Origin of the sequence: Streptomyces sp. NPDC059785 (genome assembly GCF_042732375.1) — a bacterium.
GTDB lineage: Bacteria > Actinomycetota > Actinomycetes > Streptomycetales > Streptomycetaceae > Streptomyces.
In genome coordinates this window covers 1-21,741 of sequence record NZ_JBHWHV010000052.1, presented here as the reverse complement: position 1 = coordinate 21,741, position 21,741 = coordinate 1, and the positions used below count along the sequence as shown (strand labels likewise).

The window sequence follows — 21,741 nt, the reverse complement described above, 5'->3', positions numbered from 1 at the left end:
CCGAAGCGGCCGGCCGCGGGAGCCCGGTGTGGCGGGCCCTACTTGAAGAGGGCGTTCACCTTGTCGTTCGCCGACTTCAGGGCTGCCTCGGGCTGGGCCTTGCCGAGGATCACCGACTGGATGGCGTCCTGGACGACGGGGCCGATCTCGGTGCCGTGCTCGGTGACCGGCAGCAGGAAGGTGCCGTCCTTCGCGGCCACGGCGTCGGTGAAGACATGTACGTCGTGGCCCTTGGCCTCGTGTGCGGCGAGCGCCTTCTTCGTCGCGCTCTTCAGCGCGGGGAAGACGACGGCCTGCTCGGCGACGCGGTCCTGGCAGTCGGCGGAGGCCAGGTACTCGACCCACTTCCATGCCTCGTCCTTGTGCTCGCTCCCGGCCCAGATGGCGTCCGACAGCCCGTTGACGGCGCTCTTGCGCCCTTCGGGGCCGGTCGGCAGCGGGGCGAAGGCGAACTTCTGCTTCAGCTTGGTGTCGGTGTAGGTGGAGATGGCGAAGGAGCCCGCGATGGTCATGGCGCCCTTGCCCGCGGCGAGCAGTTCGGAGTTGGCGACGGTCGACTGCTTGTCGAAGCGGGGCGCGTAGCCCTGGTCGATCAGGTGCTTGTACCAGGCGATGGTGTCGGCGAGTTCGGGCGCGTCGTACTGGTAGTGCGTGCCCCACGGGTTCTTGTCGAGGTAGGTGAAGCCGTTGGCGGCGGCGAGGTTGCCCCAGCCGTTCTGGCCCTGGGCGCCGTCGGCCCACTCGGGCAGGAATCCGTACGTCTTGACGTGGTCCTTGTCGAAGTCCGGGTCGAGGCCGTTGCGCCCCTCGGTGTCGACGGTGGCCTTGGCGATCGTCTTCTCCAGGGTGCCGCCGTCGTCGGGGTCCCAGGTCAGGTCGTCGAGCTGGGCGGTGTCCACGCCCTGCTTCTTCAGCATGGCGGTGTTGTAGACGACCGCCATGGTGTCCCAGTCCTTCGGCAGTCCGTAGCGCTTGCCGTCCTTGACCCATACGTCGGCGAGCCCGGACTGGTAGGCGGACACGTCGACCTTGTCCCGGTCCACGTAGGGCTGGAGGTCGAGGAGTTGGCCCGTGGTGGCGAACTGGGGGTAGTAGGAGCTCTGGTTCGTCCAGACGTCGGGGGCCTCACCGGAGGTGAGCTGGGTGGTGAGGTTCTGCCAGTACTGGGTCCAGGCGGTCTGGGTGATCTTCACGGTGATGTCGGGGTTGGCCTGGTGGAAGGCGTCCGCGCACTCCTGGTAGGCGGGGATCTGCTTGTCGTCCCACAGCCAGTAGTCGATGGTCGTGCCGCCGGCCGCACCGCTGCCGGAGCCGCCGCAGGAGACGAGGGTGGACGTGGCGGCCAGGCACAGCAGGGCCGCGCCGGCGCGCCGGTACTTGTGACTCATCACGAAGGGCCTTTCGGGCTGGTACGGGGGTGCGGGGTTCTCGATGCCGGTGCAGGGGTCGTCACTCGGTGCCGGTGACGGGCGGTCACTTCATGCCGGTGACGGGTGGTCACTTGATGCCGGTGAAGTTGAGGGACTCGACCAGGCGTCGGCCGAGCACGATGAGCAGCACCAGGACGGGCAGCACCGACAGGGCCGAACCGGCCATCAGACCGGTCCAGTCGGGCTGGGTGTTGGGCGACTGCTGCTGGAAGATGCCGAGCGCGACGGTGAGCACCCGGGTCTGCTCCTCGCGGCCGGTCAGCAGCGGCCACAGGTAGTCCTTCCAGGCCCATACGGTGGTGGTGAGCCCGATGGTGATGAGCGGGCCGCGGGTCATGGGCATCACGACCCGCCAGAAGATGCCCCAGGCGCCGACGCCGTCGAGGACGGCCGCCTCCTCCACCTCACGCGGAACGGACAGGAAGAACTGGCGCAGGAAGAACACCGCGAACGGCGTCATCAGCACGCTGGGCGCGACCATCCCGGCGAAGGTGTTCAGCCAGCCGAGGTTCTTCACCAGCACGAAGTTGGGCAGCACGGTGAAGATCGGCGGCACCATGAGCGCGGCGATCAGCACACCGAAGACGGCGTCCCGGCCGGGGAAGCGCAGCCGGGCGAAGGCGTAGCCGGCCATGGCGCAGAACAGCGTTTGCAGGACGGCGATCAGCCCGCTGTAGACGACGGAGTTGAGCAGGTAGCGCAGGAAGTCGACCTGGGCGCCCGAGCCGCCGGCGGCGCGGGCCTCCTCCTGGCTGGTCAGCCCGAGCACCCGCATGAAGTTGATCATCGTGGGGTGCTGCGGGACGAGCCCGGTGGAGTCGGAGTAGATGTCGGCCGCCGGGGTCAGGGCGGTGCGGACCATCCAGTAGAACGGGAAGACGGTCAGGGCCAGCGCGACGGCGAGCAGCGCCCACGCGGCGATCCGGCCCGGCGAGACCCTGGTACGGCGGATGCGGATCGTGCTCTGCTTCCTCATGGTCTGCCTCCTCTAGGCCAGGTCCGAACGGGACGCGCGCAGCAGGCGCATCTGCACTGCGGTCAGCACGCCGAGGATCACCGCGAGGACGACGGCCACGGCAGAGGCGTAGCCCATGTGGAAGTTCGTGAAGGCCTGTTCGTAGATGTAGAAGTAGATGACCCGGGTGGCGCTGACGGGTCCGCCCTTGGTGGTCACCGCGATCGTGTCGAAGATCTGGAACGAGCCGATCAGTGACACCACGAGGACCAGGGCGAGGACCGGCCGCAGCAGCGGCAGCGTGATTCTGGTGAACATGCGCCACTCGCCCGCGCCGTCCAGGGAGGCGCTCTCGTAGAGGTGCTGCGGTACCTGGAGCATCCCGGCGTACAGCAGCAGGGCCGTGTAGCCGGTGTATGCCCAGGTGTTGACGGCGGCGACGGTCGGCATGGCCCAGTCGGGCGAGGTGAAGAAGCCGGTGGTGCCGAGGCCGAGGGCGTTCAGTACGTGGTTGACGAGGCCGAGGTTGGCGTCGAGCAGCCACATCCACAGCAGGCCGACGGTGACGTTGGGCACCAGCCAGGGCACGAGCAGCATCGCGCGCAGCGCCACCGAGCGGGTCAGCCGGTGCATGAGCGTGGCCAGCACCAGGCCCAGCAGGGTCTGCGAGCCGATGTTCAGCAGCACGTAGTAGCCGGTGACCTTCAGCGCGTTCCAGAACTGGTCGTCGCCGATGAGCTGCCGGTAGTTGTCCGCTCCGGTGAAGGCCGGCGAGGTGAGCAGGTTGTAGTCGGTGAGCGAGTAGTAGATGCCGCGGACGGTCGGATACGCGTAGAAGAGCGCGAAGCCCGCCAGCGCCGGCACCAGGAACAGCCAGGCCGCCCTGCGGTCGTCACGGGGCCGGCGCCGTCTGCCCGGGGCGGGGGCTTCGTCCGGGCGTGCGCCGACGCTCCGGTGCGGTGGCGCAACTGCGGTGTTCGCGCCCATGGTTCCCCTCCGAAGAGATCTGTGCCGCACCTCTTGCCAGTGGGGCACCGTGGACACATATTGATGAGCAACAGCGAAACTTTGTCAACGCTGACGCATAAGAAAGCTCAGCAGAACGCCGGTCCTGGACAGCCGCCAGGGCGCCACCCGGCCGACGGCTCCCCCACACCTCACGGAGGTTGACAGGATGCGCACCTTCGCACGCCGACGCGGCAGAGAAGTGCTCGCCGCGCTCTGTTCCGCGGCCCTCGCCCTCGCCGTGGCGGTGCTGCCCGGCACCGCCCAGGCCGCCCCGGCCGCCGGCTCGACCGGCGCCTCGGCCGCCGCGGCGCAGGGCGCGCCCGCACGGCCCGCGCCCGGCCCGGACCCCGACCCCTCGCTCCCGGTCCACACCCTCGCCCGCGCCGACGCGCCGCTGGACAACCCGCTCAAGGGTTTCGCCCGCTTCTACCAGCCGGGCACGGACCAGAACACGGGCTACCCGCACTCACTGACCTGGAGCTACTTCGGTCTGTCCGAGGTCATGAAGAACGCCTCGGACTGCGGCGACTACGACTGGGACGTCCTGGACAGCGCCCTCGACGAGACCGCTTCATACGGCAACCAGGCCGCCGTCCGGTTCTACCCGGAGTATCCGGGCGGCAGCGGCAGCCACCCCGCGAACGCGATCCCCGCGTGCTTCGCCGGGCACGTCGCCAACCGGACCAACGCCTACTGGAACACCACCAGCCCCGACTACGACAGCCCGTACCTGCTGGACGCGCTCGAGGACTTCATCGCCGCGTTCGGCGCCCGCTACGACGGCGACCCCCGCATCGGCTTCATCCACATGGGCCTGATCGGCCTGTGGGGCGAGTGGCACACCTGGCCCTACGACACCGACACCTCGGGCGACTCGTACCCGAACTACATGCCCACCGACGCCCACGGCGCCGAGATCATCCGGGCGTACGACAGCGCCTTCACGCACACCAAGCTCGAAGTCAGGTACCCCGAGTCGGGCGGCGGCGCCGCCGACGGCCTGCCCGCCGTCGGCTTCCACGACGACTCGTTCTGCTACCGCGAGGGCAGTCCCCTGGCGGGTCTGACCCTGCCCGTGTCCATGGGCGGCGCGTCCTGGTCCCAGTTGCAGAAGGCCCTCGACCGCGGCGTGGAGAACCGGTGGACCACCGCCTCCATGGGCGGTGAGGTCCGCCCGGAGATCCAGTCCACCGCCTTCGCGAACTGGCCCGGCGGCTCGGGCGCCGTGGACAACAGCAAGGCCTGCGTCGAACTCGAGCACACCACCTGGAAAATCAACGAGGGCAGCGCCGGCTACTCCTCCAGCGACCCGAACGTGGCGGCCGCGGTCCGGCTCATGGGCTACGACCTCAGCGTCGACAACGCCTACTTCCACGACACCGCACAGGGAACCACCACCGTCGGGGTACGCATCAGCAACGACGGCGTCGCCCCGTTCTACTACCCCTGGACGGTCAGCCTCGGCCTCCAGGATTCCTCCGGCAAGGTCGTCAAGTCCTGGGCCACCCCGTGGGACCTGCGCAAGGTCATGCCGTCGAAGATCCGCGCCTTCCCCGACTGGGGCGTGGGCTCCGACCCCACCTACCTCGACTACGGCTATCCCCAGTACTTCGACACGACGGTCGACCTCTCCGGTGTCACCACCGGTGAATACCGGCTCGTCATGAAGGCCAAGAACCCGCTGGACGACATCAGCGCCGCCGCCAAGAAGCTGCGCTTCGCCAACTCCGGGCAGAACAGCGACGGCTGGCTCGACCTCGGCGCCATGTCCGTCGGCTCAGGCTCCACCACGGCGAAGAGCTACGAGGCGGAGGCCTCCGGCAACACCCTCACCGGGACCGCGGTGACCGCCGACTGCGCTTCCTGCTCCGGCGGCGCGAAGGTCGGCTACCTCGGCAACGGCGCCGCACTGACCTTCAACGGTGTCGACGGCGGCACCGGCGGCACCAGGTCGGTGACCGTGCACTACGCCACGGCCGTCGCCCGCTCGGCCACCGTCCGCGTCAACGGCGGCACACCACGGACCGTCACCTTCGCCCCCACCGCCGACTGGACGACACCGGGGACGGCCACGGTGAGCCTGCCCCTGAACGCCGGCACGGCGAACAGCATCACCTTCACCAACCCCTCCGACTGGGCACCCGACATCGACCGGATCACCGTGAGCTGAGGGGAGACGGCGGGAAGCGGCGGGGCCGGGACGTATCACTTCGGCCCCGCCGTCGCGGCCATCACCGTCATCGCCGCCATCGGCCACATCACGGTTGGTACGGGTGGCGAAGATCGTCGGCCGGCATCAGGCATGCCACTCCTTCCCGCTGCGACCGTTGCTCAGCGTTCCGGAAGAGCACGCGGCCGGAAAGGAAGCCCCTCCATGCACGTACAGATCGTCCTGTTCAACGGGCTCGGCCCGCTCGGCGACCTCGCCCTCGACGGCGACCGGCTCACCTCCGGTACACCTCGGTCGCCATCCGGACGAACGTGTGCACCAGGGGGTTCGTGTCGCCCTCGTGCCACGCCGCCACCACACGGCTCGGTTCCATGTCGAGCAGCGGGACCACGGTGAGCCCGTCCCCCGGCGCATGGCCGAGCAGGGTCATGCCGACCGTGCCGTTCCAGAGGACGGCCTGCCGGCACTCCTGGACGGTGCGCACCACCGGGCCTTCGCGCCGCTCGCCACCGTGCCAGTACGACTGCCAGCGCGGATCGGTGCCGTCGGGGAAGCGGAACCACACGCGGTCCGCCAGGTCGGCCAGTTCCAGGCTGCCCCGCCGGGCCAGCGGATCGTCGGCACGCAGCAGCGCCCCCACCGGATCGGCGCGCAGTTCGCGCACGGTCAGGCCGGTCCCGTCGAACGGTCCGCGGGTCAGGGCGACGTCGACCGCTCCGGCGTGCAGCCCGCAGGTGGGGTCGGTCAGGTCGGTCTCGCGGACCCGGACCCCGACGTCCGGGTGGAGCCGGTGGTAGGCACCGGCCAGCCGGGTCGCGTCCGGATCGGTACTGTCGCCGAGCAGCGCGACGGTGAGCGTCGCGGCGCCGGCCGCGGCTGCCGCGCGTACGCGTACCTGGTCGGCGTGGTCGAGCAGACCGCGCGCCTCGTCGAGCAGCACGGCCCCCGCCTCGGTGAGCGCGACGCCGGCGGGAGAACGCTCGAAGAGCGCGGCGCCGAGCTCCGCCTCCAGCTGCCTGATCGCCCGGCTCAGCGGCGGCTGGCTCATGTGCAGCCGCACGGCGGCCCGGCCGAAGTGGAGTTCCTCGGCGACGGCCACGAAATAGCGCAGCGTACGTAGCTCCATGCTGCGACGATACCCTTACGGTATCGACGTTCCGCAAGAGGTCTTGGACAGCCGCGGTGGCCCGGCGGTGCGATGGGCGGGTGAACATCGCTTACTGGATCGTCGCCGGTGCCCTCGCCCTCTTCTACCTCTACGGAGGCGGGGTGAAGGTGGTCCGCGGCCGGGACCGGCTCCGGCCGATGATGGCCTGGGTGGACAGCGTGCCGATGCCGGCCGTCAGAGCCATCGGGCTGGTCGAGGTGCTCGGGGCGGCCGGACTGGTCCTCCCGCCGCTGACCGGCATCGCCGCCTGGCCGGCCCTGGCGGCGGCCGTCGGCTTCGTGGTCCTCCAGATCGCCGCGACCGGGGTGCACCTCCGCCTCGGCGACCGCCGCGTCGCCCTCAACCTCGTGCTCATCGCCGCCGGGGCCGCGACGGCCTGGCTGGCGACGACCTGGCTGTGACCCCGTACGGGGCGGGCGCCCGGCGGTGGCCGGCGGTTTACTTCGGAGAACTTCGCAGGGCGGTGTCGAGAACGGCCGACGGGCTCCGTCCCCGGGACGAATGCGGCCGCAACGGGCCGCACCCGTCCCGAGGAGAACCACCACCATGGCCAAGTACCTGCTGCTCAAGCACTACCGCGGCGCCCCCGACCCGGCCGACTGCACCCCCATGGACCAGTGGACTCCCCAGGAGGTGTCCGACCACATCCGGTTCATGCAGGACTTCGCCGCCCGGCTGGAGACGAGCGGCGAGTTCGTGGACGCGCAGGGGCTCGCGGCCGAGGGCACCTGGGTCCGCTACGACGGCGAGGGCCGCCCGCCCGTCACCGACGGCCCGTTCGCCGAGACCAAGGACCTCATCGCCGGGTGGATGGTGATCGACGTCGACAGCCACGAGCGCGCCGTCCAGCTCGCCGGAGAGCTGTCGGCCGCGCCCGGCGTCGGCGGGAAGCCGATCCAGGAGTGGATCGAGCTGCGCCCGTTCCTCACCGCCCCGCCCACCATCACCGACTGACCCCGCCCACCGCATGTGACCGGCCCGGCCCGGCGGCTCGCCCGCCCGCCGGGCCGGGGCGTGTACGTCCCGGGTACGTTCGCGGTGTGTGTGCTCGTGCCGGTTGAGGGAACTTGTTCCGCCCGGGCTGAGCCCTGGTGAGAGGAGCCCATGTGACTGCGTCGACGTCAGGGGCGGACGGCCGGAACCCGGGCGCCCAGGGGGACGGGTACGAACCGGACCCGCACCGGTGGCGGGCCCTGTGGGTCACTCTGGTGGCGGGCTTCATGAGTCTGCTGGACGTGACGATCGTGGCGGTGGCGCTGCCCACCGTCCAGCGCGATCTGCACGCCTCCCCCGCCCAGGTGCAGTGGGTGGTGTCCGGATACGCCCTCGCCTTCGCGCTCGCCCTCGTCACCGCGGGCCGGCTCGGCGACGCCCTGGACCGGCGCCGTATCTTCCTGCTGGCCCTGAGCTGCTTCGTGATCTTCAGCGCGGCCTGCGGCGCGGCCCCCGACATCACGCTCCTGGTGGCGGCCCGGCTCGCCCAGGGCCTGGCGGCCGGTTTCATGGCGCCGCAGAACTCCGCCCTCATCCAGCAGATGTTCCGCGGCGCCGAACGCGGTCGCGCCTTCGGCTTCTTCGGCGCGACCGTCGGCATCTCCTCCGCCGCGGGGCCCATCACCGGCGGCGCGATCCTCGCCCTGGCCTCCGGCGACCAGGGCTGGCGGTGGATCTTCTACGTCAACGTCCCCATCGGCATCCTCGCCGTGCTGCTCGGCCGCCGGCTGCTGCCGCGCACCGGGCAGTCCGGCCGGGGCCATGTGGACCTGCCGGGCGTGGCGCTGCTCGGACTCGGTGTCCTCGCCGTCATGTATCCGCTGGTCCAGGCGGAATCCGGCGGCATCGGCCGGCTGTGGTGGCTGTTCTTCGTGGGTGCCGCGATCCTCGCCGCCTTCACCCGCCGGCAGTTCCGGCTCGTCGCCCGGGGTGCCCAGCCGCTGCTCGACCCGCGCCTGTTCACAACCGTGCGGGGCTACGCCGTCGGCGCCGGGGTGGGCACGCTGTACTTCATCGGCTTCAGCGGCGTCTGGCTGGTCTTCGCCCTCTTCTACCAGCACGGTCTTCACTTCTCGCCGCTGAAGTCCGGCCTCGCCGTGACCCCCTTCGCCATCGGGTCGGCGAGCGCGGCCGTGGTGTCCGGGCGGCTGGTGGACCGGTTCGGGCGCCTGCTCACCGTGTGCGGTCTCACGGGCGTCATCATCGGCATGGGCGGCACCGCGCTGCTGCTCCGCTTCACACCGCTCGACGTCGGCCCCTGGCTCGCCGCCCCGCTGCTGTTCATCGGCGGCATCGGCGGCGGTTTCGTGGTCTCTCCCAATATCACGATGACGCTGCGGGACGTGCCGGTACGCATGGCGGGGGCGGCGGGCGGTGCCCTCCAGACCGGTCAGCGGCTCGGTGCCGCGGTGGGCACCGCCGCCCTGCCCGGCCTGTTCTACCTGGTGCTCGGCCGGAGCGACGACTACCGAGGCGCCCTCGTCACCGCGCTGGGCGCCGCCCTGCTCGGCATGGCCGCGTCCCTCGCCCTCGCGACCTACGACTGGCGCCGTGACCGGCCCGCGCACCGGCCGCGGCGGAAGTGCCCCGAGGAGGACGCCAACAGCCCGCTGCACGCCCGCCAGACCTGACCGCACCCCGACGGTTCGCAGAAAAGCCGACGGGCTCCGTCAAGACGCCGCGGAGCCGCCCGTCACCCCGTACGAGCGGATCAGCCGGGCGAGCTGGCGGCCCGCCGCGCGCAGCGGCTCCTCGCTGCGGGAGACCTGGGCGGTGACTTCGGCGCCTTCCAGGGTGCTGATGACGGTGGTCGCCAGTTCCCGTGCGGTGTCGGCGGGGAAGCCGCCGTGCTCCAGCTTGTCCTGGACCAGCGTCTCCCAGCCGCGCAGCGCCTGCGCGCACACCCGCTGGATCTCCGAGTCGGTGCCCAGGGTCTCCAGGGCCGCCGCCGTGACGGGACAGCCGTCGACCCAGCCCGAGGCACGCAGTTCCGTCGCCAGTCGCCCGGCGCAGGCGTGCACCGCGTCGGCCGGGTCCTCCTCGCTGTCCAGCATCTTCCCGAGCAGCGCCGCGAACTCCCGGCCGCTGTGCGTGATCGCGGCCACGGCGACGGCTTCCTTGCCGCCCGGGAAGAAGTGGTAGACGGAGCCGAGGGTCGCCTGTGCCTCCTGGGCGATCTGCTTGATCCCCGTCCCGGTGTAGCCCTGCCGCTGGAGGAGGCGCGCTGCGGTGACGACGATCCGGTCCCGGGTGCTGGTCTGCATGGGGTCACCGTACCCGGCCATTGAGTAGAGCGTTCGTTCTAGACGCGTGATACGTTACCGCCACCGCTCCCAATAGAGCGTTCGTTTCAGCCCTCCGGAGGTATCCGTATGAGCAGCACCAAGCGGTCGGTCACCGTCATCGGGCTCGGTCCCATGGGCCGGGCGATGGCCGCGGCCTTCCTGGACCGCGGGTACGCGGTCACCCTGTGGAACCGCACCGCGTCCCGCGCGGACGGCCTCGTGGCCCGCGGCGCGGTGCTCGCACCGGGCGTGCGCGAGGCCCTGACCGCGAACGAGGTGGTGATCCTGAGCCTCACCGACTACGCGGCGGTGTACGACGTACTGGAGCCCGCCGCGTCCGCGCTGACCGGCCGCGTCCTGGTCAACCTCAGCTCGGACACCCCGGAGCGGGCCCGTGAAGCCGCCCGCTGGGCGGCCGAGCGGGGCGCCGTGCACCTCACCGGCGGCATCACCGTGCCGCCGTCCGGCGTCGGGCAGCCCGCGTCGCTCACCTTCTACAGCGGCCCGCGCGAGGTGTTCGACGAGCACCGGTCCCTGCTCGAAGTGGTGACGGGGCGGGCCGACCACCGGGGTACGGACCCGGGGCTGGCCGCGCTCTTCTACCAGTTGGGCATGGTCATGTTCTGGACGTCCATGCTGAGCTTCTGGCAGGCCGTCGCCCTCGCCCGCGCGAACGGCCTCACCGCGGCCGACATCCTGCCGCACGCCACCGACACGGCGAACTCGCTGCCCGGCTTCTTCGCCTTCTACGCCGGGCGCATCGACGCCGGGAACCATGCCGGTGACGTGGACCGCCTGGCCATGGGCACGGCCAGTGTCGAGCACGTCCTGCACACCAACGCCGGCTCCGGCGTGGACACCTCGCTGCCGGCCGCGGTCGCCGGTCTCTTCCGGCGCGGCATGGCGGACGGCCACGCGGCGGACAGCTTCTCCAGCCTGGTGGAGCTCATGCAGCAGGAACAGGAGGCGAAGGAGAAGCCGGAGGTCAGGGCTTAGCCGCCGGGTTCAGGACGGCGAGGGCGGGGCCGGCGGGGCGGACGGTGATGCCGTACTCCGTGCCCGTGGGGACGGCGGAGAAGGCCAACGTGTAGTGCGGCAGCAGGCGTTCGAGCAGGACCGTCGTCTCGCGGAGCGCGAATTGCAGGCCCAGGCAGGCGCGGGGGCCGATGCCGAAGGGGAGGTAGGCGCCGGGGTGCGCGGGCCGGCCGTCCGGGGCCAGGAAGCGCCGCGGGTCGAAGCGCTCCGGGTCGGGCCACAGCGCGGGGTCGCGGTGCGTGAGGTAGGGGCAGACCAGGATGTCCGTACCGGCCGCGACGGTGTGACCGGCGAGGGTGTCGTCCTCGGTGGCGTGGCGGGGCAGCAGCCAGGCGGACGGGTAGAGCCGCAGCGTCTCGTGGACCAGGGCCTGGACGGCCTGCCGTCGCTCGGCCGAGCCCGCTCCCCCGGCGGCGAGGGCCTGTTCGCGGGCGCCGGGGTTCCGGTCGAGCAGCAGGTACAGCCAGGTGAGCGTGGTGGCGGTGGTCTCGTGCCCGGCCGTGAGCAGGGTGACCAGTTCGTCGCGGATCAACCGGTCGGTGTACTCGGAATGTTCGGCGGCGGCGTCGAGCAGGACGTGCAGCAACCCGGGGCCGTCGGGCCCCGCCGCCCCGGTGCGGGCGGCCTCGATGGCGTGCCGGGCGACCGCGTCGATCCGCGCGAGCTCCGCGGCGACGGCCGCCCGGGCGTCGCCGACGTCGGCGGGCAGCGTCGGCAGGGCGGTCGCCACGGCCGCGACGGCGGCGAGTTCGCGCTCGGTCCCGTCGTCGAGGGGGTGCCCGGTGAGCGAGCGCCAGATGGCGTCCAGCGCGAACCGGCGCATCTCCCCGGCGACGTCGAGGGTCCGCCCGGTACGGGCGTGGTCCGCCCAGCGCCCGGCGGTGGTTTCGGCGGCGGCGGTGATCCGCTGTTCGTGGCGGCGCATCCCCGTACCGGTGAACTGGGCTTGCAGCAGGCGCCGTTGACGCTTCCACGCGGTGCCGGTGGCAGCCAGGACGCCGTCCCCGATCAGCAGCCGGGCGCGGTGCGAGCGCTTGACGTAGCGGTCCGGGTGCCGGGCGAGCACGTGCTGCACCGCCTGCGGATCGGTGACGAGGACGGTGGGGGCGGGTCCGAGACGGAATGCCGCGAGACCGCCGGTCCGCTCACGCACCCGGGTCAGCAGCTCGACCAGTTCGCCCCCTTCCGCACGCCATCGGGCCACGAGCGAGGGCTCCGCCTCGGGGACCGGGGGCGGCGCCGGAACCGGCTCCCCCCGCTCGGCCGCGTACGCGTGGGAGCCGCTACCCGCTTCGATGTCCATGTCTCTGGCCTCTCCCTGTTCCTTGCCTGTTCCCTCACCTGGCACCTGGCCGGCCGCCGGGCTCGGCTTCCGGCAGGACCACCTGCCGCCACGGACTGTACGGGAATCACAACACGTCGTGACGGCGCGACAGTTGCGGAACAGGTGATCGTCCGCGTGCCGCTCCTGTGCGAAGGTGGGCCCTGCCGAGTCACGTGAATACGGGGGTTGTCGTGAACCAGGTGCTCTATGGGGAGCGGTCGTGGAATCCGCTGGCGCGGACCGTGGAGTTGACCGAGACGTGCCTGCGCAGGGGCATCGGTGTCACTCCGCTCGACGAGCTGAACACCGGCGCCATGGCCGAGGCGTACCTGCGGGCGTACTGGCTCGGGGGCGGCGGGGCGGAACGCCCCCTGGACCGCCTGGCGGAGGGTCCCGGAGTCGTCCCGGTCACCCGTGTCACGGGCACCACCAAACCGGTCAGAGTGCGGCAGGCCACCGAATTCGCCCGCGCGCTGGGCGAGTTGAGCGTCCGCCGGTGCGGCGGGCCCGAGCAGGTGGCGGCGCTGGCGGCCCGCGCGCGGGCCGAGGACGTACCGCTGTGGATGGCGCGGCGGTTCGCGCCGGGGCCCGCCGGTCCGGTCACCGTCGCCGTCGACCGGCGCCTGGTCCGCGCCGACGTCTGGGGCCCGCACGCTCCCGTCGTACGGATCCGCGCGCCGCACGGCTTCTACCAGGACACCGCGGGGCCGTCCCAGGGTCTTCACCTCACCGTCGGCGAGGTCCGGGCGCAGCTCACCCTCAAGAAGAAGCTGCGCAAGTCCAAGAGCTCGGTCGAGGTGGTCGTCGACGGTCAGCAGTGGACGCTGCGCCGTGAGAACGCGGCGAGTTCGTGGCTGCTGCGCGGGGGCCGGCGCGTCGCCCTGCTGGCACGTCCCCCGCGCCGGTCCGCGCCCGATCCGGACTCGGTGCTGCTGCCGCTGTCCCCCGTGCGGTACGAGAGCCCCGACCCGCTGGACGCCGTCATGGCCCAGCTCTTCGCCGTCGCCTTCGGGCTCGGGGACACGACGGGCTCGGCACGGTTCAGGGCGGAGCGGCGGCCGTCGAACGGGGGCGAGCCGATCGCCGTGGACGAGTGGTGGGACCGCCCTTGGTTCAGCAACCTCGGCAGCGGCAGCGACGACAACGAGTCCGGCGGCGGCGACGGCTGGGGCTCGGACGGCGGGGACGGCGGCGATGGCGGGGGCGGAGACGGCGGCGGGGACGGTGGGGGCGACGGCGGTGGCGGGGATTAGAGCGCCGTCGGTTCGCTGGGCGCCGCCGACAGTTCACTGAGCGCCGCCGATTCGCCTGAGCGCTGGGGGCAGTCGGCTGAGCGCGGCCGGGCTGTTCGCTGAGCACCGCCGTCGCTCCACCGAACGCCGCCGACGGTCCGCCCGACGCCGCCGACGGTCCGCCGAGCGGCGCCGGTAATTCGCTGGACACCGCCGTCGATCCGTTGTCTGCTGCGACTTCGTCAGAAGTCGCAGCCGTCGGACAGGAACGAGGCCCACCCCGTGTCACCGAGAAAGGTCCGGCGGAACGTCCCGCGGCGGCAGGCGCGGCACACCGGCACGGCGGTCCGCGCCGCGTCCGGCGCGTCGTGAGGCGGCCAGGGGCCCGTGACGGCGCCGTGTGGGCGATCCCGGTGGCACTGGCCGTCGACGCCGTCGGCACCGGGCTCTACCTCCCGCTGTCCATGGTCTACTTCCTCGCCGTCACCGACCTGTCGGAGGGCGGTGTCGGCCTGCTGCTGACCGCGGCCATGGCCTGCTCGCTCCCGCTGCCGCTGCTCGTCGGCCGGATCGTGGACCGCGCGGGACCGCGGCCCGTGGTGATCACGGGGCAGTTGGTGCAGGCCGCCGGGTTCTTCCTGTACCTGGGGGTGTCCGGTCCGGTGTCGCTCTTCCTGGCGGCGCTGGCCGAGGCGGCCGGGCTGCGCATCTACTGGTCGTCGGTCTTCGCGCTGATCGCCGAGCAGGCGGACGGGGACGCCAAGGACCAGTGGTTCGCCCGGGCGGGCATGATCCGGGCGGCCGGTACCGGCGCCGGCACGGTGCTGGCGGGCGGCCTGCTCGCACTCGCCTCGCAGCAGGCGTACCGGGGCATGGTCCTCGCGGACGCGCTCTCCTTCGTCCTCGCCGCGGCGGCCGTCGGACTGTTCGTCCGCGGCGCGCCGCGGCCCGCGGGCGAGGCCGACGGTCAGTCCCCGCACGGCGTACGGCAGTTGCTGCGCAACCGGCCCTATCTGGCGCTGATCGGTGTCAACGTGCTGTTCAACATCTGCACGGTGTTCCTCGCGGTGGCGGTGCCGGTCTACGTGACCCGGGGGCTGGACGCGCCGGGCTGGGCGGTCGGCGTGTTCCTCACGATCACCACGGCGGTCGTGGCCACCTGCACGGCCGAGGTCACCCGCCGCTCCCGGCGGCACACCTCCCGGGGCGGCGCGATGGCCTGGGGCGGGCGGGTGTGGGCGGTCTGGTGCGCGGCCGCGGCGCTGGCCGTGCTGCTGCCGCCGGGCGGTTGGCTGGTCGGCTTTCTGGCGCTGGTGATGCTGCTGTGGGCGGTGGCGGAGATGCTGCACGGCCCGGCCTCGAACGCGCTGTCCGCCGAGGCGGCACCGGAACGGGCGCGGGGGACCTGTCTGGCGGCGTTCCAGTACTCGTTCGCGACGGCGGACATGGTGACCCCCGGCCTGTTCGGGGTCCTGTACGGCGTGCACCTGGTGCTGCCATGGGTGGCCGTGGGCTGTCTGGCGCTGACCGCGAGCGTGGTGATCCGGCCGCTGGAGCGGCGCCTGTCGGGCGGCACCCAGGATGCGCCCGTGAGTGGCTGAGGACGCCGGCCGCTCACGTACCGCCGGTCAGCCGCGCCGTCAGGCGGGACAGCAGGGCCACGCCGTCGCGCAGTCGCCGCCGCTCCTCGGCGTCGAACTCGTCGTGCAGGGCGGCTTCGAGGGCGCCGGTGCGCTGGGCACGTTCGCGGTCGAGGCGGGCGCGGCCGGCGTCGGTGATGTGCAGCAGGAGTTTGCGGCCGTCGCCAGGGTGCGGCTCGGTGCGCACCAGGCCGCCGCTGACGAGTTCCTTCACCGACTTGGCGGCCGACTGGTGCGTCACGTGACGCCGCTGCGCGAGGTCGGCCGTGGTGAGGGGGCCGCCGCGGTCGAGGAAGCCGAGGACGGCCGCCTCCCCCGGAGGCATGGTGTCCACGGCGCGCACCGCGCGGACCAGTTCCCCGATCGTCTGGCGCAGGTCCTCGGCCAGCGCCTGCCCGTGGGCCTCGCCCTCGCCGCGCGCGTCCTCGTCGTCCATAGGGTCCATCCTATCCGGCTTACTGAAACGTAGCTGTACAGTTTAGTTGTACAGTTGAGTTACATACTTCAGCGATCGGGAGGATGCCCACCATGGAGCTCACCAAGTTCGGCCACGCCTGCGTCCGGGTCGAGAAGGACGGCCGCCGCCTGGTCGTCGACCCGGGCGGCCTGACCGAACCGCATGCGCTGGACGGCGCGGACGCGGTCCTGGTCACCCACGAACACTTCGACCACTTCTCGGAGGAGACGCTGCGCCGGGCGGCCGAGGACAACCCGGGCCTGCACATCTGGACCAACTCCGCCGTCGCCGGGCGGCTCGACGGCCTCGGCACCCGGGTCACCGCCGTCGGCGAGGGCGAGGCGTTCACCGCGGCCGGCTTCGACGTACGGGTCCACGGCACCTGGCACGCGGTCATCCACCCGGACATCCCGCGCGTCGCCAACATCGGATTCCTGATCGACGGTGGCCTCTTCCATCCCGGGGACGCGCTGACCGTCCCCGACGCCGCCGTCAGCACGCTGCTGCTCCCGGTGCACGCCCCGTGGTCCACCGTCGGCCACCTGATCGACTACGTCCGCGAGGTCGCCCCGCGGGACGCCTACGCCGTGCACGACGGCGCGCTCAACGACATCGGCACCGCGATGGTCGGCGGCTTCCTGGGCGACCAGGGCCCGGGCGTCAAGGCGCGCTACCACCGTCTGACCTCGGGCGAGACGGCCCGCATCGACTGAGGTACCTGGCCCGCGCGAGAACCGGCACCCCGGTCCGGGAGGCGGTCACCCAGCTCGGGGCGGAGGGCTACATCGACATCTCGCCCAACCGCCGCCGGGTCGTGACGACGCTCTCGCCGCACGACGCGCTCGAACTGATCACCGTCATGGAGCTGCTGACCTGCGCCGGGGTGGCCTGGAGCGTGCCGCACGTGACCGACGAGGGCATCGCCGTACTGCGCGACCTGCTGGACCGGCACACGCGCGCCTACGAGGCGGGCGACCTCACCACCGCGGCGCTGACCGGGGCCGCTTTTAGCCGGGAGCTCATCGCGCCCGCCGGCAACCGGGAACTGCTCACCCACATCGACCTGGTCGTCAGCCGCTACCAGCGCATCCTGTTCCTCGTCCCGGACGACGGGACCTGGCGCGTGTGGCGCCAGGGCTACGCCGACGTACTCGCCCACCTCACGGCAGGCGAACGCGAGGCGGCCGTGGCCCGCTACCGCCGCATCCACCCGGCGTTCCGCGCCCAGGTCGCGGGCACCGGTCAGCCACCGCGGGCCCAGCGGAGCCCGTGACACCAGCGCTGCGCGGTGACGGCGGCGGCGGTGGCGGCGGTGGCGGTGGCGGTGGTCAGGCAAGCGGTGCCGAGGACGTATGTCAGCGGTGGCGGGGCCGTGACGAGCAGGCAGTGTGCGGGCCCGCAACACTGCCGCACCCTGCACAGGTGTGCGCGGCTTCGCCGGTGACACGATGCGGCACATGAGCGATGTGGGGGAAGTGACGTACGGCCCTGTCCGGAAGCGTGCCCTGTGGTTCGTCAGCGCACTGGGAGCGGCCGGGGCGGGGCTGGCCGCGGTGCGTGTGGCGTACGGGAGCGGCGTCCTGGACGTGGGGGTGTTCATCGGCCTCGCGGCCGCGGTTGCGGGGCTGGTGTGCCTGTACTCGGTGACCGCGCGGGTGCGCGCAGACGCGTACGGGCTGCACACCCGGACCCTGCTGCGCGCCCGGAGCGTGCCGTGGGGCGACGTCGCCGACCTTCAGGTGTACGTCCAGTACGGGCGCCACGGCCAGGTGTACCGCCGTGTCACCGTGCTGCTGAACGACGGGCGCGGACGGCGCCTTCCCCTGCCGTACAGCACCTCGCCCAAGGACCGGGCGGAGTTCGACGCGCGGCTGGGTGCGCTGCGGGCGCTGCACCGCCGCTTCGGGACCCCGGCCTCGGACCACGTCCCCGTGGTGTCGTACCGCTCCGCCGGGCACAGTGCGCTGCTCCCGCTGGTGATGTGCGCGTTGCTGCTCGCCGGGGCCGGTCTGGCCGCGTGGTTCGTGCCGGCCGCGGAGGCCGAGCAGCGGGAGTGGCGGGCGGCCGTCTCCTGCACCGCGCGGACGCCCGCCGCCGAGCGCGCCGAGTGCCTGACCACGCGGGAGGCCGTGATCGCGCGGACCGACGCCCAGTCCGGGAAGAAGCAGAGCTGGGTGTACTTCGCCGACGCCCGGCCGCAGGAGCGGATCGGGGTCTCCGAGGAGGCGGCCCGGAACTTCGAGGCGGGCGACGAGGTCGAACTGACCGTGTGGCGGCACCGGGTGACGGTGATCACCGGGGACCACTACGTGTGGCGCGAGCACTTCACCAGCGGCGGTGAGGTGGCCGTCGCGGCGGCGGTGTGCGTCCTCGGGGCGGGTTACGCCGGTGCCCTGCTGCTGATGCACCGGCGCGGGCGGCGGCTGCCCGCCGACGAGATCCTGCCCTCGCCCCTGCCGTTCGCGGGCGCGCTGGCCGGTACGGCTCTGTGGCTGCTGCCGCTGTGCTACCTCCACCCCACCACCCTGTTCACCTCCGCGGCGACGGTCACCTGGGCGGCCCTGGGCGCACTGGCCTCGCTCGCCCTGTTCGCGGCGGCCTGGCGTGCCACCCGGGTCCGTACGCCCGACGACACCGCGGCGGCGGAGGAGGACCGGGAGCCCGTCGACGGCGAGGTGTTCGTCCCCGCGCGGTTCCTGGACGCCACCGAGTACAACCCGAACCTCTTCGGTACGCACATCGTCCTCGGGGGCGAGGGGCCCGCGGTGACTCCGCACCACGGTCCGGGCCGGTTCGCGGCGAAGCGGATACCGGTGGAGCGGCTCACCGTCGGGGACGTGCGGCGCGTCCGGGGCAGCGACGGCGACACCGTCCCGCGGAGCTGGCACGTCGCCGAACTGGACGACGCCGGTACCCCGGTCCGTCTCGCGGCCGCCCCCGCCGACCTGACCCGCGTCCTGCGCGAGCTGGGCACGGCGAGGCCACTCGCGAACAGCGGCACCGGCGAGCAGTGAGCGCCGTGGGGGCACCCGGTTTGACGTGCGGTTTTCTGATCGTTTAGCGTCGACGGCGGCTGCCGGTGAGCCGTCGGCCAAGAGACATGCCCAGCCGGTGGAGCGGCCCGGAGCCTGTCGTCGAACGCCCTTCGCCGCCCGAGGGGGATGCGACGGCAGGCCCTCACGCCCCGAGTCCGGACCGAGTCGCCAGGACCGCTCGCGTCCGAGGCGGGGTCGTGTCCCCTCATACGGAGCACGTCAGTCATGCGCAACAACAGCTTGCCCGCCCGCCGGTCCGCGGCGCTGCTCGCGGTGTCGGCCGCCCTCGCCTCCTTCCTCACGGCCTGTTCGGGCGACAGCTCCGACGGCACCCGGGACGCGGGCGGCACGAGCAGCGCGAGCAGTACGGGGAAGGTCACGCTTCCGCCGGTGCACGCCGGTTTCGACTACCAGCTCGGCGGCCCCTCCTCCCCGCCGGACGGCGTGGGGATCGTCACCCGTGATCACACGGCGTCGCCCGCGTCCGGCGTCTACAACATCTGCTACGTCAACGCCTTCCAGGCCCAGCCGGACGCGGAGCAGGACTGGGACTCCGACCTGCTGCTGCACGACGACAGCGGCGACGTCGTGATGGACGAGGACTGGGGCGAGGCGATCCTGGACATCAGCACCGCCGGCAAGCGCGAGCGGATCGCGGAGAAGGTGGACGGCTGGATCGACCAGTGCGCGTCCAAGGGCTTCCAGGCGGTCGACCCGGACAACTACGACAGCTACACACGGGTCCCGGACGGCCTGCTCGGCGCGGACGACGCGAAGGCGTTCCTCACCCTGCTCGCCGACCACGCCCACGAGAAGGGCCTGGCCATCGGCCAGAAGAACACCGTCGACCTGGCCCCCGCCCGCAAGAGGGTGGGCCTGGACTTCGCGGTGGTCGAGGAGTGCGGCGCGTACGACGAGTGCGGTGGCTACGTCGACGCGTTCGGCGACCACGTCATGGTGATCGAGTACACCGAGCGCGGGCTGCGGCGGGCCTGCGACGGCTGGGGCGACGACATCAGCATCGTCCGCCGCGACCTCGACCTCGTACCGGAGGGCGACTCGGGCTATCTTCGCGAGACCTGCGACGACCTGTAGGCCCCGTCGGCGGGCCGGTCATGGCATCGCCTCCGGGTCGGTGAGGTCCTCGGTCCGGCCGCGGTCGGGCGGGGGAGCGCCGAAACGGTCGCTCAACGGAGCGCCGCGACGGCCGTCTTCGCGGCCTCCGCGATCAGGGCGTCGTCCGAGGCGGCGTCCTCGCTTGCTTGGCGCGAGGCGTGCGGGGAAGCGTGGGGGAGGCATGCGGAGAGGCATGTCCGGAGCCTGCCAGTGGACCGTCGATGCGGGCAAAGACGGCTGTGTACGGCGTCACCCGGCCTCGGTCCGTGGCGAGCGTCGCCGACTCCGGAACCGCCGACGCCGACCCGCCCCACCCGTACCGACTCCCGTACCGCCCACACCGTCCCGGCCCCTCCCACACCGTCCCGGCCCCTCCCACACCGACCCGGCCCCGCCCACACCGGCCCGGCCCCGCCCGCGCCGGCTGCGGCCCCTCCCGCCCGCACCGACCCCCGTTTGACCCGCCCCGACCCCGGCCCCATCCGCGCCAACTCCGCCCCACCCGCTCGCACCGACCACCGATCCACCCGTACCGACTCCCGTACCGCCCACGCCGGCCCGGTCCCACCCGCGCCGGCCCGGTCCCACCCGCGCCGGCCCGGTCCCACCCGCGCCGGCTGCGGCCCCTCCCGCCCGCACCGACCCCCACTCCGTCCGCACCGTCGTCGGCCCCCCGGCAGCTTGTGGTTCCCCTCGCAGGCGCCGGGCGCGGTACGAGGCCGCGGGTGTGGTCGAGCACGGCACGGCGGCAGGGCGGCAGGGCGACGCGAGCGCCGTGGTCGCGCCGGTCGAGATCGCGGTCCCTGCGCCGTTCCAGCCGCCCGCCGGAGCGCTCTCGATCGTGGCCCGTGTCGCGCAGACGTCGCACGAACAGGTGCGGGGCGAGTGACGCGGCTGCCGCGGGACACCCGCGTGCGGGGTTGCACCACCTGGTGCCCGTGATGCGACGCGCCCCCGACTCCCCCCGTTCACCGGTGATTTAGCCGATGGCGTCCGCGTCCCGGCCCACGACTCTGGTCGGGCCAGGCACCCGCATCCCCCGTCAGGAGGGCTCCATGGGCACCACCCGTCGCCGTTCTCCGCGCCGGCTCCTCGGCGTACTCGCGGCCACCGCGACCGCGTTCACACTCTTCGCCGCCGCTCCCACGGCAGGCGCCGCCGACACCACCGGCACCGCCACCGCCACCACGCGGTCGGCCGACACCGCCGCGCGCACACTGTCCACCAGCACCCCGGTCGTCTTCGTCCACGGCTACACCGGCAACGCCTCCAACTGGGTCACCGCCATGAGCGTCTTCCGCGCCAGCGGCTGGTCCAGCTCGAACCTGTTCGCCTACGAGTACAACTCCTACGGCAACAACATCACCAACGCGCAGGGCCTCGCCACCTACGTCAACACCGTCAAAGCACGGACCGGCGCGAGCAAGGTGGCCATCGTCAACCACTCGATGGGCGGCCTCGTCAGCCAGTACTACCTGAAGGTGCTGGGCGGGAACACCAGCGTCAGCCACCTCGCCTCGATCGCGGGAGCCAACCACGGCACCACCTACGCCGGCGCCTGTCTGATCTACACGACCTGCCAGCAGATGTACCCGGGCTCCTCGTTCATCTCGCAGATCTCCGCCGGTGACGAGACGCCGGGCGACACCAAGTACGCCACCTGGTACTCGGCGTGCGACGGCATCATCATCCCGTACACCAGCACGCGACTGGACGGCGCGACCAACAACAACGTGGTCTGCCAGACCCACATCGGCTACCTGACCGACACCGTCGTGCTCGGCCAGATCGCCCGCTTCGTCGCCTCCTGAGCGACCTGGCACACCGGCACAGCAGGACGTTCGGGACCACGCACGACGGGCGCCCCGCCCCGGCAGCCGCATGGTGCTGCCG

The 21,741-nt window shown here is 72.4% G+C and carries 20 protein-coding genes; 13 read left to right on the top strand and 7 right to left on the bottom strand.

All coding sequences use genetic code 11. The features are described from left to right. Nucleotides 1–38: 38 nt before the first annotated feature. The 3 genes from ACFV6E_RS31710 to ACFV6E_RS31700 all read right to left on the bottom strand — a co-directional run bounded on the left by ACFV6E_RS31710 (nucleotide 39) and on the right by ACFV6E_RS31700 (nucleotide 3,372). Nucleotides 39–1,388 (bottom strand): ABC transporter substrate-binding protein, encoded by a 1,350-nt coding sequence (locus ACFV6E_RS31710; protein ID WP_385172302.1) that lies wholly within the window; start codon nucleotides 1,386–1,388, stop codon nucleotides 39–41. Nucleotides 1,389–1,497: 109 nt separating this feature from the next. Beyond that, on the bottom strand, nucleotides 1,498–2,406 hold the full coding sequence (locus ACFV6E_RS31705) for a carbohydrate ABC transporter permease (RefSeq protein WP_385172299.1): 909 nt from the start codon (nucleotides 2,404–2,406) through the stop codon (nucleotides 1,498–1,500). Between the two features lie 12 nt (nucleotides 2,407–2,418). After that, nucleotides 2,419–3,372: a carbohydrate ABC transporter permease gene (locus ACFV6E_RS31700; protein WP_385172297.1), complete on the bottom strand. Its 954-nt coding sequence runs from the start codon at nucleotides 3,370–3,372 to the stop codon at nucleotides 2,419–2,421. Between the two features lie 187 nt (nucleotides 3,373–3,559). Here ACFV6E_RS31700 and ACFV6E_RS31695 point away from each other — a divergent pair, with 187 nt between their 5' ends. Further along, nucleotides 3,560–5,563 carry a DUF4832 domain-containing protein gene (locus ACFV6E_RS31695; RefSeq protein WP_385466297.1) on the top strand — a complete coding sequence of 668 codons (2,004 nt, stop codon included), beginning with the start codon at nucleotides 3,560–3,562 and terminating at the stop codon, nucleotides 5,561–5,563. Between the two features lie 274 nt (nucleotides 5,564–5,837). Here ACFV6E_RS31695 and ACFV6E_RS31690 read toward each other — a convergent pair whose 3' ends face one another. Further along, entirely contained in the window at nucleotides 5,838–6,689 is an 852-nt protein-coding gene (locus ACFV6E_RS31690; RefSeq protein WP_385466294.1) for a LysR family transcriptional regulator, read from the bottom strand. Between the two features lie 80 nt (nucleotides 6,690–6,769). Between ACFV6E_RS31690 and ACFV6E_RS31685 the strand changes: the two genes are divergently transcribed. The 3 genes from ACFV6E_RS31685 to ACFV6E_RS31675 all read left to right on the top strand — a co-directional run bounded on the left by ACFV6E_RS31685 (nucleotide 6,770) and on the right by ACFV6E_RS31675 (nucleotide 9,355). Continuing rightward, the gene (locus ACFV6E_RS31685; protein WP_385466291.1) at nucleotides 6,770–7,132 is read left to right on the top strand and encodes a DoxX family protein; all 363 of its coding nucleotides are present in this window, start codon (nucleotides 6,770–6,772) and stop codon (nucleotides 7,130–7,132) included. A 145-nt stretch (nucleotides 7,133–7,277) separates the two neighbouring features. After that, the gene (locus tag ACFV6E_RS31680; RefSeq protein ID WP_385172285.1) at nucleotides 7,278–7,685 is read left to right on the top strand and encodes a YciI family protein; all 408 of its coding nucleotides are present in this window, start codon (nucleotides 7,278–7,280) and stop codon (nucleotides 7,683–7,685) included. A 152-nt stretch (nucleotides 7,686–7,837) separates the two neighbouring features. Continuing rightward, on the top strand, nucleotides 7,838–9,355 hold the full coding sequence (locus tag ACFV6E_RS31675) for an MFS transporter (protein ID WP_385172282.1): 1,518 nt from the start codon (nucleotides 7,838–7,840) through the stop codon (nucleotides 9,353–9,355). Nucleotides 9,356–9,394: 39 nt separating this feature from the next. Here ACFV6E_RS31675 and ACFV6E_RS31670 read toward each other — a convergent pair whose 3' ends face one another. Beyond that, nucleotides 9,395–9,988 carry a TetR/AcrR family transcriptional regulator gene (locus ACFV6E_RS31670; RefSeq protein WP_385172280.1) on the bottom strand — a complete coding sequence of 198 codons (594 nt, stop codon included), beginning with the start codon at nucleotides 9,986–9,988 and terminating at the stop codon, nucleotides 9,395–9,397. A gap of 108 nt (nucleotides 9,989–10,096) precedes the next feature. Here ACFV6E_RS31670 and ACFV6E_RS31665 point away from each other — a divergent pair, with 108 nt between their 5' ends. After that, nucleotides 10,097–11,005, top strand: a complete 909-nt coding sequence (locus ACFV6E_RS31665) for an NAD(P)-dependent oxidoreductase (protein ID WP_385172277.1) — start codon at nucleotides 10,097–10,099, stop codon at nucleotides 11,003–11,005. On the opposite strand, the gene ACFV6E_RS31660 is transcribed toward ACFV6E_RS31665, so the two are convergent. After that, nucleotides 10,995–12,347: a cytochrome P450 gene (locus tag ACFV6E_RS31660; protein WP_385466288.1), complete on the bottom strand. Its 1,353-nt coding sequence runs from the start codon at nucleotides 12,345–12,347 to the stop codon at nucleotides 10,995–10,997. The two genes, ACFV6E_RS31665 and ACFV6E_RS31660, sit on opposite strands and share 11 nt — an antisense overlap. Nucleotides 12,348–12,559: 212 nt before the next feature. On the opposite strand from ACFV6E_RS31660, the gene ACFV6E_RS31655 reads away from it, so the two are divergent. Both ACFV6E_RS31655 and ACFV6E_RS31650 read left to right on the top strand, forming a co-directional pair. Then, nucleotides 12,560–13,621: a hypothetical protein gene (locus ACFV6E_RS31655; RefSeq protein WP_385172270.1), complete on the top strand. Its 1,062-nt coding sequence runs from the start codon at nucleotides 12,560–12,562 to the stop codon at nucleotides 13,619–13,621. 347 nt (nucleotides 13,622–13,968) lie between these two features. Beyond that, complete coding sequence (locus ACFV6E_RS31650; RefSeq protein WP_385172267.1) at nucleotides 13,969–15,201, top strand: MFS transporter; 1,233 nt, start codon at nucleotides 13,969–13,971, stop codon at nucleotides 15,199–15,201. Between the two features lie 13 nt (nucleotides 15,202–15,214). Here ACFV6E_RS31650 and ACFV6E_RS31645 read toward each other — a convergent pair whose 3' ends face one another. Continuing rightward, nucleotides 15,215–15,676: a MarR family winged helix-turn-helix transcriptional regulator gene (locus ACFV6E_RS31645; RefSeq protein ID WP_385466285.1), complete on the bottom strand. Its 462-nt coding sequence runs from the start codon at nucleotides 15,674–15,676 to the stop codon at nucleotides 15,215–15,217. A gap of 92 nt (nucleotides 15,677–15,768) precedes the next feature. Here ACFV6E_RS31645 and ACFV6E_RS31640 point away from each other — a divergent pair, with 92 nt between their 5' ends. From ACFV6E_RS31640 to ACFV6E_RS31615, 6 genes are all read left to right on the top strand, one after another. Continuing rightward, nucleotides 15,769–16,410 (top strand): MBL fold metallo-hydrolase, encoded by a 642-nt coding sequence (locus ACFV6E_RS31640; protein ID WP_385172261.1) that lies wholly within the window; start codon nucleotides 15,769–15,771, stop codon nucleotides 16,408–16,410. Nucleotides 16,411–16,511: 101 nt separating this feature from the next. Continuing rightward, nucleotides 16,512–16,970 (top strand): FCD domain-containing protein, encoded by a 459-nt coding sequence (locus ACFV6E_RS31635; protein WP_385466282.1) that lies wholly within the window; start codon nucleotides 16,512–16,514, stop codon nucleotides 16,968–16,970. Nucleotides 16,971–17,154: 184 nt separating this feature from the next. Further along, the gene (locus ACFV6E_RS31630) at nucleotides 17,155–18,711 is read left to right on the top strand and encodes a PH domain-containing protein (RefSeq protein WP_385466279.1); all 1,557 of its coding nucleotides are present in this window, start codon (nucleotides 17,155–17,157) and stop codon (nucleotides 18,709–18,711) included. 246 nt (nucleotides 18,712–18,957) lie between these two features. Further along, nucleotides 18,958–19,827: an endo alpha-1,4 polygalactosaminidase gene (locus ACFV6E_RS31625; protein WP_385466276.1), complete on the top strand. Its 870-nt coding sequence runs from the start codon at nucleotides 18,958–18,960 to the stop codon at nucleotides 19,825–19,827. Nucleotides 19,828–20,575: 748 nt separating this feature from the next. Further along, on the top strand, nucleotides 20,576–20,737 hold the full coding sequence (locus tag ACFV6E_RS31620; RefSeq protein ID WP_385172250.1) for a hypothetical protein: 162 nt from the start codon (nucleotides 20,576–20,578) through the stop codon (nucleotides 20,735–20,737). A gap of 166 nt (nucleotides 20,738–20,903) precedes the next feature. Further along, entirely contained in the window at nucleotides 20,904–21,659 is a 756-nt protein-coding gene (locus ACFV6E_RS31615) for an esterase/lipase family protein (protein WP_385466273.1), read from the top strand. Nucleotides 21,660–21,741: the final 82 nt, after the last annotated feature.

What these genes read in the sequence shown, in the direction of transcription:
- ACFV6E_RS31640 (WP_385172261.1), top strand. Translation starts at nt 15,769, where the DNA reads ATGGAGCTCACCAAGTTCGGCCACGCCTGCGTCCGGGTCGAGAAGGAC.
- ACFV6E_RS31695 (WP_385466297.1), top strand. Translation starts at nt 3,560, where the DNA reads ATGCGCACCTTCGCACGCCGACGCGGCAGAGAAGTGCTCGCCGCGCTC.
- ACFV6E_RS31710 (WP_385172302.1), bottom strand. Translation starts at nt 1,388, where the DNA reads ATGAGTCACAAGTACCGGCGCGCCGGCGCGGCCCTGCTGTGCCTGGCC.
- ACFV6E_RS31700 (WP_385172297.1), bottom strand. Translation starts at nt 3,372, where the DNA reads ATGGGCGCGAACACCGCAGTTGCGCCACCGCACCGGAGCGTCGGCGCA.
- ACFV6E_RS31615 (WP_385466273.1), top strand. Translation starts at nt 20,904, where the DNA reads ATGGGCACCACCCGTCGCCGTTCTCCGCGCCGGCTCCTCGGCGTACTC.
- ACFV6E_RS31645 (WP_385466285.1), bottom strand. Translation starts at nt 15,676, where the DNA reads ATGGACGACGAGGACGCGCGCGGCGAGGGCGAGGCCCACGGGCAGGCG.
- ACFV6E_RS31665 (WP_385172277.1), top strand. Translation starts at nt 10,097, where the DNA reads ATGAGCAGCACCAAGCGGTCGGTCACCGTCATCGGGCTCGGTCCCATG.
- ACFV6E_RS31670 (WP_385172280.1), bottom strand. Translation starts at nt 9,988, where the DNA reads ATGCAGACCAGCACCCGGGACCGGATCGTCGTCACCGCAGCGCGCCTC.
- ACFV6E_RS31630 (WP_385466279.1), top strand. Translation starts at nt 17,155, where the DNA reads ATGAGCGATGTGGGGGAAGTGACGTACGGCCCTGTCCGGAAGCGTGCC.
- ACFV6E_RS31680 (WP_385172285.1), top strand. Translation starts at nt 7,278, where the DNA reads ATGGCCAAGTACCTGCTGCTCAAGCACTACCGCGGCGCCCCCGACCCG.
- ACFV6E_RS31625 (WP_385466276.1), top strand. Translation starts at nt 18,958, where the DNA reads ATGCGCAACAACAGCTTGCCCGCCCGCCGGTCCGCGGCGCTGCTCGCG.
- ACFV6E_RS31690 (WP_385466294.1), bottom strand. Translation starts at nt 6,689, where the DNA reads ATGGAGCTACGTACGCTGCGCTATTTCGTGGCCGTCGCCGAGGAACTC.
- ACFV6E_RS31705 (WP_385172299.1), bottom strand. Translation starts at nt 2,406, where the DNA reads ATGAGGAAGCAGAGCACGATCCGCATCCGCCGTACCAGGGTCTCGCCG.
- ACFV6E_RS31660 (WP_385466288.1), bottom strand. Translation starts at nt 12,347, where the DNA reads ATGGACATCGAAGCGGGTAGCGGCTCCCACGCGTACGCGGCCGAGCGG.